Raw genomic sequence first — 12,823 nt, forward strand, 5'->3', positions numbered from 1 at the left:
AAGCTCTAGATTTAAAGGGTCTTCTCCAGCCTTTTGTGGCAGCTATTTGTGAAATTAAACCTGTTGATTAATGGCCTTATCTTACTTTTACTCAGTGTACTATTGCCGTCGCACGCAGCAGAGCGGCTGAACATCTATGTTTACCACAATAAACCGCCTTACATCATGAATCAGGCAGAGCAGCGTGGCCTGTATTTTGACTTTGTAGCCTTACTCAATGCGTCTCAGCCCCATACACGTTATAAGCTGGTATATCTGCCACGCAGGCGTATTGAACGGGATCTTAACGAGCAAACTTTCGATGGTGCTGTATTGGGGGTTCACCCTGTGTGGTTTAAAGACCCCTATAAATCACGTTATTTGTGGAGTGCAGCCCTGATGTATGACACCGATGAATTTGTCTCTTGTGCTGAAAACCCCTTTGAATACGATGGCGCAGCTTCTATGGCCAACAAAAAGTTTGGTGGCATTTTAGGCTATCATTACTTTCGCACGGTTAAGCCTGTAAAAGCGGGGGCGCTGGAGCGAGTTGATGCAAACAGTGAAGAAGGTCTGCTGGAGCTGGCACTGAGAGAACGTGTAGATTTTGCGATTGTCAGCCGTTCGACACTAAACTACTTTATCAAAAAGAATCGCTGGCAGGACCACTTCCACCTGTCCAAACAACCTCATGAAACTTACTATCGGGCAATGCTTTTACCGAAACAACTTCAGCCCCAGTTTGAAAAGTTATCGGCCATACTCAGCGATGAAGAGTTTCGCAGCAAGCTGACTCAATTATTAAGCCGTTATCAGATAGATGCAGGTCCGGGCTGAGACTTGCGCGTTTATATCGGGCTCAGGTTTTGAACCCGAATTTATCAATCAATGACTGTCGCTAAGACAGAGCAGCTTTACCAGTTTCCGGTATTTTCCATGCTTAGCCAGGGTTCTTGTGGTGGCAGTGGCTCGCCTTGTTGCAACAATTCAATGGAGATACCATCGGGGGATTTGATAAAAGCCATGTGCCCACATCTGGGAGGGCGATTAATCGTAACGCCCGCCGCCTGAAGCTTTTCGCACAGCGCGTAAATATCTTCTACGGCAAAGGCTAAATGCCCGAAGTTGCGCCCGCCAGTGTATTGTTCAGTATCCCAGTTGTAAGTCAGCTCAATGGTGGGAGAAAAGTGCGTTTTAGCTTCTTCCAGTTGGCTTGGTGCCGCTAGGTAAACCAGTGTAAAGCGGCCTTTTTCACTGTCTTTACGTTTTACTTCCACCAAACCCAGTAGGTCACAATAAAAGCTTAATGACGCGTCTAAGCTCTCGACCCGAACCATAGTATGCAGATATTTCATAAATTTGCCCCTTTAAAGTCAGGACTGAAAGATAAGGGCATATCGAGAAAAATCAAGGAGAGCAGGGGGGTTGCTCTCCTGATTGCGTCAGACTATCAATACTCTGCGGTCAATGTGACATCGCTGAAGCCTTTATAGGCTTTCACGGAGATATGCCATGTACCGGTTTGAGGTTGAGTTTGTGTGCACGTTTCGGCATTGCCATCTTTGTATGGACGGCAATCGTAACTGGAAGAGGTTGGCTGGGCGCCATAGCGAACATACAGATCGGCATCACCGCTGCCGCCGGAGGTACTGACGGTGAGCTTAGTGGCACTGGCTGGCACATCAAAGGTTTTATGGATCCAGTTGCCTGTTGTTGCATTCAACCCAGTCCAGACTTGTTTATTACCATCTCCCGGTGGAGTGCCCAGATCATACTGGCCGACTATGGATACGCCGGAAAACGCCTGATAACCCCGAACCACGATATAATAAGTGCCTGCTTGTGCCGGGTTGATGCTGCAACTTTCATTATTACCATCTTTATAGGGGCGGCAATCATACGTTGAGGTTGTGGGTTTTTGCGCAAAGCGTACGTAGAGATCGGCATCGCCACTGCCACCACTCATGGTAAAGCGCAGATTACTTGCCCCTTCTGGTACAAGCATTGTAAAGACCTTTTCACTGTCAGCGGCGCCTGACAAGTTACCGACAGGCTGGCCGTTTTGCAGCTCATTGCCCGGGTCAACCGGGCCACTGTCTCTGTCGATGATTGACAGCGAATTGGCGGCACGCTTGAGTGTCATGGTTTCTCCAAGCTCACTGGCATACCACCAACTGATATTGGCAGGCAGCGCCAGTGCGTCGGCAGCACGTTGTTCGCGCGTGAGCGTATCAGCGCCAGCTGTGAATTGGGCAGTTTGTACTTTCAGGGTGTCGGGTGCCACACTCAGTACTTTAAACTGTTGAATGCTAGCCAAATCAATCGTCCAGCTTTTTGGATCGTTGGCAGAGCGTGCCGGGGCACCCCAGCTGCCTTCGCCCACATACACTGTACCGCCTGTGCTGGTTTTGGTAAATCCGGATCCTGAAGGTTGCAGAGCTTCGGTCAGCTTGTTGATGTGTGTATCTGATTCCACGACCAGGTTCATAGCATGCTGATAAAACAAATCAGCCCACCAGGTATGCAGAATTGTATTGTCTGATTTGCCAGAGTAGTGGGGATACATGGGCTTATGGTATTGAGCAACGCGCCACTTGGTGCTATCGCCATTACTTTGCAGATCTTGCTTGAGCCAGTTGTTCATGGCCGTTGCATAGGCAGACCAGCCGCTGTCTTTATATTGGCTGTTTAGGGTGTAAACACGCAGGAGGTTAGCAATATTGAAGGCACCATAGCTGTCTTTATTGGTACAGGCACCGTCTTTGTCAAAATCTACGCCGAATACCTGACAAAGCGTTTTAAAGTTGTCACCTTCATGATTACCAAATGTCGCCACAAACGGGTAAATTCGTTTGTAGTTTTGCCCGTCGATCACGTCGTTTGAAAATGTCAGCTGCCAGTCTTTGAGGTACTCTCGCATTTCCTGAGCAGAATTGGCATTGGTATAGTCACCACCATGCATGATAAATAGAGGGCGGATCTTTGCGACCAGTGCGTTGCCTTCACGTCGAGTCGTCCAGCCTGTGCGGGTGTCTCCGCCAGCGATGGCGACGAACCCTGTGCTAGATTGGGGGGCTGTTTTAAACCATAAGCGCTGGCCACATCCGGTGCTGTCGCACACGCGATAGTAAATAGCAGTATTGGCACTTAGCCCGGTTAACGTCACAAACTCGCTTTGCAGGCTCCCATCAAAAACACTCGTTGCTGTTGGTTGCACTGTCGTCCAGCTTTGCTCATTCGTTGTTGTGCCATATTTAACGTAATGGTTATTGCCGCCAGTAGGGGTATACCCCACAGTGGCCTGATGACTGGGGTTGGCGTCCCAGATCAGACGGTGATAATCACTGGCGCTGTGGGCAGTGGTGGCATATAACGCAACCGTAGTGAGGCCTGCTAAAAGCACTCTCATAGACTCGTTTCCTGTTGTTGGTTAATGGGTCACACCTTTGAGGCGTGTAGATTGAAACTCTGTGGGTAAGTCGGCTACCAGTAACACAAACGCTGCGTTACGATAGGGAAGTGGGTACTGCTCCCCGGTATGAAAGTTGACAGCAGTTGCACCTTGTTTGAAGCGTTGATAATGGCCTGAAAGAGGCTGTGAATGATCCGCGCTCCAGTAATCTCCATGCTTCATATGAGGGAAAAAGTCCTGGGCGATATGCACATGTCCTGGGCGGGCTGGGTTTTGCAACAAGCTGCTTAATTCACCACTGGTAGGCAGGCGCCAATGTGTCAGACCACATAAGGCTGTCTGTCTGGCTCGGTTAATCAAATCCTGAGTGTCACATCGCGAAGACTCGAAGTAACAATCTCCCAGGTTCGCTTCGCCTCTGGCCTGGCTTTGGATGGTCTCGTCAGCTGAGAGATACCAGGAATACGTCCAGTAACCGTCATGAATGTTCTCACTGTCGGTTTTAACTTCCCATACCAGGTCTTTTTGGGTATCTAACACACAGGACCAGGGACCCTGCCAGGGGGATAATGGATGACCTGATTGATCCAATTTAACAAATCTAGGGTGTGGCTGGACGACTGGACTCAAAGGTTCTATCCACAACAATGAGATTACAATGACAGCGGTCGCCAATGACATTAATAGACGGGTGATCATAGCGGGTACCTTAAGATGGCTGGACGAATGTGGCGGGTATGTGCCACCTGAGCATGGTCAAAAGCGGAAAACCACATACAAGTACCACTTTCAAGTGGCACATCATGTAAAGAGCCGGTGTTGTGCTTGCGCACTAATTCAAGGGTCCAGATACCACTGTCCCAGCTACCTCGCGCTCTGACATCGGCTCGATCTCCCTCGAAACGATTAGAGCGGTACAGAATAGATGAGAGCTTGCTTCCGGGTACAAACATATCCTTTTTCTTGTGATAAGGCGTACTGCCAAACCAGGGTAAGACGTTCAGGTGCACATTGTCTTTGTCTGGTAACCGTTTCGGGATGACGGTTTCTGGCGTGTACCACTGCCAGTTCATCACATAGGCACCACTTTCTTTGCCATCAGGCTGATACCCGGCGGTATAGCGGCGCTGCCCTTGCTGCACCAGGGCCGGTGGCCCAAAAAAATTATCATCCGCCTGATACATGTCATTGGTTCGAACCGCTTTCCAGTGCCATAAGTCTCGTATTTGTCCATCCATACTGGCGTGGAACCCCTTGCCGTGCCAGTTGGGTGGTTTGCCCTCAAGGGGTCGATGGCCGAGATAGGTGGTATTATCGGCCCCGCTTGAACACGAGCGGGAAAGCATCACCGCCAGTTTGTCTTCGTAGAAAGTACGCTCGTCAAATTGGTAAAAGCCATTTTGTTGGATTTTCCAGCCTGCTTTAGTTTTTAATAAAGGCAGGTGGTTGGTACTCATGCTGGGATCGGTCCAACGTATCAGGAAGTAGCTTTCATACTGATTGGCTAGCGCCTGTATGCGAATAGTGCTGCGTCCATCGTTAAAGTTTGCGCCACCATGGGTTTCTATGGTGTAAACAGGCGCCCTTGTCCAGTGTGTTTCATCACCGTGCCCATCTATGTCAATGAACTCACTTGGACTCAGCGACGCGACTTCAAGTGTGTCTGCCGAATAGCGAGTGCTGGTGAATAACAGAAACCCCAGTATGCATACAGAGGCCAGGATAAGCGCACCTTGTTTCTCAATGTGTGACGGGAGGAGGGCAAACAACACGCGCTTGCCATACTGAATAAAATAAATCCAGCCATGTACGAGCAGGTAAAGCAGCAATAGCCAGACACCATAGAAGTGCAGCGGCTGCATCACCACAACATATACACCGGCCCAGAGAAACCAACCCGAGCAGAGCAGGCTTAATATAATCAGATACCCCAGACGGTTAACCCAAAGGTGGTATTGGTTTGGGTTGCTGCGATAGGGTCGCCATAGTGAAAGCGACAAATAACTTATCGCCAGTACACTGAGGGTACTGGCACTGGCTATATGCCATGGGTATAAGTCGCCCTCAGGAAGCAGTGGACTAATGACCATCAGCCAATCTTGTGTTAGCAAAGAAAATCTTAAGCCGGTAAGCAAGCTGCAAACCACCAGTAAGATGACCAGGGCATGAAGAAGGACAAACGTAACTCTACGCATCGCAATTTTTGTTATTTATATGTTTAAATAGTGTAAACATAAAGGGTTGCAGTTTTATGTCAAGCACTAACTCATGAATAAATTCATATGTGCAACACCGAATTATTCGCAACGCAATCTGATAAAACCTCGACTAAACTAAATAAGTGCCCGACGAAAGGTGAAAAAAGTGAGAGCCGGATGAATAAGTTTTGGTCAGAGACGACGGAAGAAGCCCTCGACAGTGGAGAAGTGATTGATAGCATGACAGACATAGTGGCCTGCTTAAATACCAGTGATTCTATTCAACGGTTTTTGTTGGACATACACTGCATTTTACAAAAGGTGACGTATGCGGATAACTTTTATGTCGTGCTATATCGAGAAGATGGCAGTCTGACCTTCCCTTATTTTCATGATGTAAAGGATGACATTGACCCGGAAGATTTGGAAGCACTGTCTCTGGACGAAATCTCACATTCATTAACAGCCTATGCTTTGCAGTCGCAAAGTGTTTGCAACTATAGCACTGAGCAATTGAATGAAATGGTGACAGAGGGACGGTTAAATATCATCGGCACAGTGCCAAAACAATGGCTTTGTTTTCCTCTTGTTAATCGCAACAACTTTATGGGCGCGTTTATCATTCAATCCTATCGTCGTGAAGATGAATACTCTGGTGTGATTGTCGATGTCCTGTATACGATTAGCCATGTGATCTCCTCAGCCTTGGATGCGTTCAATAACCAGCAAGCTTTAGTCGAAGCCAACACGGTTTTGCAAAACTACCAGGGTGAATTAGAAATCAAAGTAGCGGAACGCACCCAAGAGCTCGAATCGAGCCTGACTGAGTTGCAAAAAGAAATTGGTATTCGGGAGGCATTACAACAGCGGTTGGAGCATGAAGCGTTACATGACACACTAACGGGTCTGACTAACCGAAAATTTCTATTCCGCGAGCTGAATAATCTCGCAGAGCGGTCAAAACGCGGTTCGGTCACCGTGCATATTTTGTATCTGGATTTAGACGACTTTAAACCCATCAATGATAACTATGGTCATCACAGTGGTGATATTGTGTTGCAGGAAGTTGCCAAGAGAATTCAGGGAGAACTACGTGTTTATGACGTGCTGTGTCGTCTGGGTGGAGATGAGTTTGTGGTGGTCCTGTCTGACCCACTTGAAAAATCAGTGCTGATGCAGATCTGTTCGCGCCTTATTGCTTGTATCTCTTCTCCTATTCAACTGGAAGGGGGGCAACAGGTACAGTGTGGGTGCAGTATCGGCGTTGCCAAAAACGATGGGGTGTTCAGTGCTGAGGCCCTGTTAAAGTGTGCTGACAGTGCACTCTATTCATCGAAAGAGTTGGGCAAAAACCAGGCTTACTTTTATGAACAAGCGTTGGTTTGACGATAAATCCCGCAACCTGGCATCTGCTATTTAAAATCTCTCTGCTCTGGTTTTTGCTTTGCGGCGTCGATTGCATTAGGATCGGGTTTTCTCCTTAACTTTTTGGTTGTTATGGCACTGAGATTCTTTTTACTGGGTTTGTTTGGCTGGTGTATGGCTGCAGGCGCGGTTGAGGTAACAGACCTATATGAAGCCACTTTACAGGTGGACAACAAAACTCGTGCAAAGCGCGTTGTAGCCAGTCAGCAAGCGCTGGACCGTGTGATCCAAAAGTTGACAGGCCGCACAGAGCATTTAAATCATCCACTCATCCGGCAAAGTAAAAAACGTATTTCTGACTATATGCTCAAGTATGAGTATATCGAGTCTGCGGATGGTGATATCAAAATACGTGTAAGGTTTGAGGCGGACAAAGTAGAGCAGCTGGTCAGAGACAGCAACTTGCCCTTATGGGGCAACCGCCGACCCATGATTGCAATCTGGCTTGTGATAGAAGACAACCTGCGGCGAGAATTTGTTACCCAGGAAAGTTACCCCCAATTGGAGCGGTTAATTTATGACACTGCGGCAGAATGGGGGATCCCCGTTGTTGTGCCTTTGATGGACCTGACCGATCGCGCGCAGGTCGGCATTGCTGAAGTGTGGGGAAATTTTTCGGAGCCGGTTGAAGCCGCGTCGATGCGCTATAACGCTGAGCGGGTCATAACCGGCCGTTTGTTTAAACAGCCAAATAGCAGTAGTTGGCAATTAGATTGGCGTTACACAGATACGGATCAGTTTGAATCGACCCAGCAAGTGGGTGACAAGCAGCAATTACTTATTGCCATGATTAACGATATGTCAACGGCTCTGGCCGCTGAATATGTGATAGACCCTAATCGTTCATATGCGACCAGCAGCACCGTATTGACCGTGGATAAGCTGACTTCATTTAGTAAAATTGAACTGGCCAGAAGACAGTTGCTAAGCATTAGCACCGTACAGGACGTAGATGTCATTTATCGTCAGGGGGATCTGGTTAAGTTTGAAGTTGAACATGGTTCATCAGTCGTTGATCTGCAAAAGTCACTCAAATTAGAACGCGCATTTAGCGTCTTTGTTGACCCTCGCGCATTTTATCAGGTTGCCAGTGCAAATAACCTCAGATATAGCTGGGTAGGGCAATGATATGACGCAGCCAATGCAAATGGCGTTGCCCGTTACTTTACCTGATGACGAAACTTTCAGTGCTTATTTTGGTGGTGAGGGGTCGCTTGAAGTGACGCACCTGAAAAGCGCGCTCGAATCGGGCCAGCAGGATTTTCAATTCACTTATTTGTGTGGCCTGGGTGACTCAGGTAAGTCGCATTTACTTTATGCCACGTGTATCCATGCGCAAGAGCAAGGCCTGTCGACCATACTGCTGTCGCTCAGAGAGGTGATAAATTTTGGTCCGGCGGTGCTCGATGGTCTGGAAACTCTGGATGTTGTGTGCATTGATGATGTGCATTTGGTAGCAGGTGATGAGCCTTGGGAAAAAGCCCTGTTTAATTTTTTCAATCGCTTCAACGAACCTGGAAAGTGCCTGGTTGTGACCGCGGATCTGCTACCGAACATGCTGAATTTGAGTTTGCCTGACCTGGAATCACGGTTTACCTGGGGAACCACCTTTCAGATCCGTTCAATGAGCGATGACGATAAAGCCGAAGCACTGGTAAAACGCGCAAAAATGCGGGGCCTTGAGCTCAGTGATGAATGCGCGCGATTTTTGCTGACCCGGCTTAGCCGCGATATGCGTGCTTTGCTGGATGTGCTTGATAAACTGGATCATGCTTCAATGGCAGCTCAGCGAAAATTAACAATCCCATTCATTAAGACGACTCTGAATTTATGAGCCTTGCTTGTGGGATTTTTGACCGTCGACGTCACAAATGTCACAAGAAATGCTAAACCAGCCCAAAATCAACCAACAACCAGCAAATTGTCCATGAAAAGCCCCTAATTTGGGCTAGAATCTGCCCCGTTGTTTCAGTTATTATAATCGATTCAATGAAAGGCAAATGACCTCAACAAGATCAGGTATAGAATGAACTTAGAGAATATTTTAGCGCAAGCGCTAGACGCCGTTGCTAACGCGAGCGAAGTTGCGCAACTTGAGGAAGTCAGAGTTAACTACCTTGGTAAAAAAGGTGAGATCACTGGACTACTAAAAACCCTGGGTAAACTGGCACCAGAAGAACGTAAAGAAGCGGGTCAGGTGATTAACCAGGCAAAAAATCAGGTTCAGACCGCGATCAACGAAAAGCGTGAAGCGCTGGAGCAGGCTGCACTTGCTCAAAAACTGGCGGCAGAAACCATTGATGTAACGCTGCCTGGCCGTACGGCACCGCAGGGCGGTTTGCACCCGGTAACACGGACTATTGAGCGTATCGAGCAGTTTTTTGGAGAGCTGGGTTTTGCGGTTAAGTCAGGCCCGGAAGTAGAAGATGATTTCCATAACTTTGACGCGCTGAATATTCCAGAGCATCACCCGGCTCGTGCTGATCATGACACCTTTTACTTTAACCCTAAACTGGTTCTGAGAACGCAAACCAGTGGTGTTCAGATCCGTACAATGGAAGCTGAGCAGCCGCCTTTGCGTATTATTTCTCCGGGTCGAGTGTATCGTAACGATTACGATCAGACACACACGCCAATGTTCCACCAGGTTGAAGGTCTGATGGTCGATACGGATGTGAGCTTCACTGAATTGAAAGGTATTTTGCACGACTTTTTACGTAACTTTTTCGAAGAAGACATGGAGATCCGCTTCCGTCCTTCTTACTTCCCGTTCACTGAGCCGTCAGCGGAAGTGGATGTGAAAGGTAAAAATGGTAAGTGGTTAGAAGTGTTAGGCTGCGGAATGGTGCATCCGAACGTATTGCGCTCTGTAGGCATTGACCCTGAGAAGTACACTGGATTTGCATTTGGTATGGGCGTAGAACGTCTGACCATGCTGCGCTACGGCGTGAACGACTTACGTGCTTTCTTCGAAAACGATTTAAAATTCCTAAACCAATTCAGATAAGAGCGATACAACAATGAAATTTAGTGAAAAGTGGTTAAGAGAATGGGTTAATCCTGCGATTGATACCGAGGCTCTATCTGAACAGCTTTCAATGGCCGGACTGGAAGTCGATGGTGTCGACCCGGTTGCGGGTGACTTCGAAGGCGTCGTAATTGGTGAAGTGGTTGAGTGTGGCCAACACCCGGACGCAGACAAATTACGTGTAACCAAAGTCAATGTTGGTGAAGACGAGTTGCTGGATATCGTGTGTGGTGCTGCGAATTGCCGCACTGGCCTGAAAGTCGCAGTGGCGAAAGTGGGTGCTGTACTGCCAGGTGGCTTTAAAATCAAAAAAGCAAAATTACGTGGTCAGCCGTCGCATGGTATGTTGTGTGCGTTTGAAGAGCTGGGCATGGCAGAAAGCTCTGACGGTATTTTAGAGCTACCAGCAGATGCGCAAATTGGCCAAAACATCCGCGAATACTTTAACCTAGACGACGTTACCATCGATGTTGACCTGACTGCTAACCGCAGTGATTGCCTGGGGATCAAAGGTCTGGCACGCGAAGTGGGTGTGTTAAATGGTATTGATGTCAATGCGTTGGCTATTCCAGCTGTTGAGCCAACCATTGATGACAAAATTGAGATTGAGCTGGTAAATAGTCAGGCTTGTCCTCGTTACCTTGGCCGCGTGGTTAAAGGTATCAACCTGGATGCAATCACACCTCTTTGGATGGTTGAAAAGTTACGCCGCTCTGGTATTCGCTCAATCGATCCGGTTGTTGACATCACTAACTACGTATTACTTGAGTTGGGTCACCCTATGCATGCGTTTGACCTAAGTGCCATTGAAGGTGGTATCAAAGTACGTAGTGCTGCTGAAAACGAAGAGCTGGTATTGCTTGATGGTAATACGGCCAAGCTGAAGCCAAGTACATTAGTGATTGCTGATCACAATAAAGCGCTGGCGATAGCCGGTATCTTCGGTGGTGAAAACTCAGGTGTTAAAGAAGGCACTACAGACATCTTGCTTGAAAGCGCATTCTTCAGTCCTTTAGCTATTGCTGGTCAGGCACGTAGCTATGGCCTGCATACTGATGCATCACACCGTTATGAACGCGGAGTGGATTATCAGTTACAGCATGATGCTATGGAGCGAGCAACGGCCTTGCTACTTGAAATTGCTGGCGGCCAGGCAGGTCCGGTTGTAGAAGCCGTGTCTGAAGCTGATTTACCTGAGGCTAAATCTGTCACGCTGCGCCGCTCACGTCTGGATCGTGTTATTGGCTATCATATTGCTGATGAAAAAGTGACGGATATCCTGACGCGCCTTGGTCTGGATGTGGCATTTGCCAACGATAGCTGGACTGCAACTGTACCAAGTTATCGTTTCGACATTAGTATTGAAGAAGATCTCATTGAGGAAGTTGCACGTGTGTTCGGGTATAATAATATCCCAAATGTAGCACCGACCGCGGCATTAAAGATGACCGATCACCAAGAAGCACGCTTGCCGGTTTCTCGCCTGCGTAACGAACTGGTCGCACGTGGCTATCAGGAAGCAATTACCTACAGCTTCGTTGATCCTAAGAAACAACAACTGCTGCACCCTGAAAGTGATGCTTTGGTACTACCACATCCTATTTCGGTAGAAATGTCTGCGATGCGCGTAAGCCTGATGCCGGGGTTGCTTAATGCCGTAGCCTACAACCAAAACCGCCAGCAGGCTCGCATCCGTTTATTTGAACACGGCCTGAAGTTCGTTAAAGATGAAACTGCAGAAAACGGCGTTCGTCAAACTCCTGTGATTGGTGGTGTGGTATATGGCAATACGCACAATGAACACTGGGGCATTGAAAGCCGTAAGACTGATTTCTTTGACGTGAAAGGCGATGTAGAGGCATTGCTGGCTTTATGTAATGACAAAGCGCGTTTTAGCTTCAAAGCGCAACCAAGTGATGGTCTGCATCCGGGTCAATCTGCTGCCATTTATGCCAATGGTGAGAAAGTGGGTTATATCGGCGCGGTTCATCCGCAGCTGCAAAAATCACTGGATCTTAATGAAACTGCGTATGTTTTTGAAGTTGAAACAGCGGCGATCGCTGAACGTAAGCTTCCAGAAGCTGTTAGTATCTCAAAATTCCCGTCAAATCGCCGTGATATTGCTATTTTAGTTGCAGATGATGTAAAAATAGGCGATATTTTAGAAAGCATTGAGAAAGTTGGCGGAAATCAATTAGTTGACCTAAACTTATTCGATGTGTATAAGGGCAAAGGTATTGAGCCTGGTTATAAGAGTTTAGCCATTGCTCTAACACTGCAAGCCGTTGATAGAACGCTCGAAGAGAAAGACATCAACGACACTGTAGAAATCGTGGTGGCCGAATTGGCCAAACAATTTAATGCATCGTTGAGGGACTAGATATGGCGCTTACTAAAGCCGACATAGCTGAACACCTATTTGAGAAATTGGGGATAAATAAAAAGGATGCCAAAGACTTAGTTGAAGCGTTTTTTGAAGAAATCCGCTCAGCGCTGGAAAGTGGAGAGCAGGTAAAGCTGTCCGGTTTTGGTAATTTCGACCTGCGTGATAAAAAAGAACGCCCTGGTCGTAACCCTAAAACTGGTGAAGACATTCCCATCTCGGCACGCCGTGTTGTAACTTTCAGACCTGGTCAGAAGTTAAAAACACGTGTAGAAGTGGGAACCAGCAAAAACCTGTGATCACGCAGACGTCTTTGGGTTAGATCGCAGGCATGTTCTGCTGCGTAACCTTCAGCTAGATATCTGTATGATAATTAAGAAACCCCGGCATCAACCGGG

At 47.7% G+C, this 12,823-nt stretch carries 11 protein-coding genes; 7 read left to right on the top strand and 4 right to left on the bottom strand.

Going from position 1 to position 12,823, the window contains the following annotated elements:
• Window positions 1-48: 48 nt before the first annotated feature.
• A complete protein-coding gene (locus tag AT705_RS02110) occupies window positions 49-816 on the top strand; it encodes a transporter substrate-binding domain-containing protein (RefSeq protein WP_058795280.1) in 768 nt (255 codons plus the stop codon).
• 77 nt (window positions 817-893) lie between these two features.
• Here the strand turns inward: AT705_RS02110 and AT705_RS02115 are convergent, their stop codons facing one another.
• From AT705_RS02115 to AT705_RS02130, 4 genes are all read right to left on the bottom strand, one after another.
• Window positions 894-1,334: a VOC family protein gene (locus AT705_RS02115; RefSeq protein WP_058795281.1), complete on the bottom strand. Its 441-nt coding sequence runs from the start codon at window positions 1,332-1,334 to the stop codon at window positions 894-896.
• Window positions 1,335-1,429: 95 nt separating this feature from the next.
• On the bottom strand, window positions 1,430-3,388 hold the full coding sequence (locus AT705_RS02120) for a pre-peptidase C-terminal domain-containing protein (protein ID WP_058795282.1): 1,959 nt from the start codon (window positions 3,386-3,388) through the stop codon (window positions 1,430-1,432).
• A gap of 21 nt (window positions 3,389-3,409) precedes the next feature.
• Window positions 3,410-4,090, bottom strand: coding sequence for an Lcl C-terminal domain-containing protein (locus tag AT705_RS02125; RefSeq protein ID WP_058795283.1), 681 nt, complete (start codon window positions 4,088-4,090; stop codon window positions 3,410-3,412).
• Window positions 4,087-5,502 carry an ethylbenzene dehydrogenase-related protein gene (locus AT705_RS02130; RefSeq protein ID WP_237113767.1) on the bottom strand — a complete coding sequence of 472 codons (1,416 nt, stop codon included), beginning with the start codon at window positions 5,500-5,502 and terminating at the stop codon, window positions 4,087-4,089. Before AT705_RS02130 ends, AT705_RS02125 begins: the two co-directional genes overlap by 4 nt.
• A 264-nt stretch (window positions 5,503-5,766) precedes the next feature.
• Here AT705_RS02130 and AT705_RS02135 point away from each other — a divergent pair, with 264 nt between their 5' ends.
• From AT705_RS02135 to ihfA, 6 genes are all read left to right on the top strand, one after another.
• On the top strand, window positions 5,767-6,975 hold the full coding sequence (locus AT705_RS02135) for a sensor domain-containing diguanylate cyclase (protein ID WP_058795285.1): 1,209 nt from the start codon (window positions 5,767-5,769) through the stop codon (window positions 6,973-6,975).
• Window positions 6,976-7,086: 111 nt separating this feature from the next.
• Complete coding sequence (locus tag AT705_RS02140; RefSeq protein ID WP_208856755.1) at window positions 7,087-8,142, top strand: DUF2066 domain-containing protein; 1,056 nt, start codon at window positions 7,087-7,089, stop codon at window positions 8,140-8,142.
• Between the two features lies 1 nt (window position 8,143).
• A complete protein-coding gene (gene hda, locus AT705_RS02145) occupies window positions 8,144-8,848 on the top strand; it encodes a DnaA inactivator Hda (RefSeq protein ID WP_208856756.1) in 705 nt (234 codons plus the stop codon).
• Window positions 8,849-9,040: 192 nt separating this feature from the next.
• Window positions 9,041-10,021: a phenylalanine--tRNA ligase subunit alpha gene (gene pheS, locus AT705_RS02150; protein WP_010384799.1), complete on the top strand. Its 981-nt coding sequence runs from the start codon at window positions 9,041-9,043 to the stop codon at window positions 10,019-10,021.
• A gap of 13 nt (window positions 10,022-10,034) precedes the next feature.
• Window positions 10,035-12,422: a phenylalanine--tRNA ligase subunit beta gene (gene pheT, locus AT705_RS02155; RefSeq protein ID WP_058795287.1), complete on the top strand. Its 2,388-nt coding sequence runs from the start codon at window positions 10,035-10,037 to the stop codon at window positions 12,420-12,422.
• 2 nt (window positions 12,423-12,424) lie between these two features.
• Window positions 12,425-12,724: an integration host factor subunit alpha gene (gene ihfA, locus AT705_RS02160; protein ID WP_010384797.1), complete on the top strand. Its 300-nt coding sequence runs from the start codon at window positions 12,425-12,427 to the stop codon at window positions 12,722-12,724.
• The last annotated feature ends 99 nt before the right edge of the window (window positions 12,725-12,823 follow it).

The sequence above is a fragment of the Pseudoalteromonas rubra genome (assembly GCF_001482385.1).
In the GTDB taxonomy this organism is placed as follows: domain Bacteria; phylum Pseudomonadota; class Gammaproteobacteria; order Enterobacterales; family Alteromonadaceae; genus Pseudoalteromonas; species Pseudoalteromonas ardens.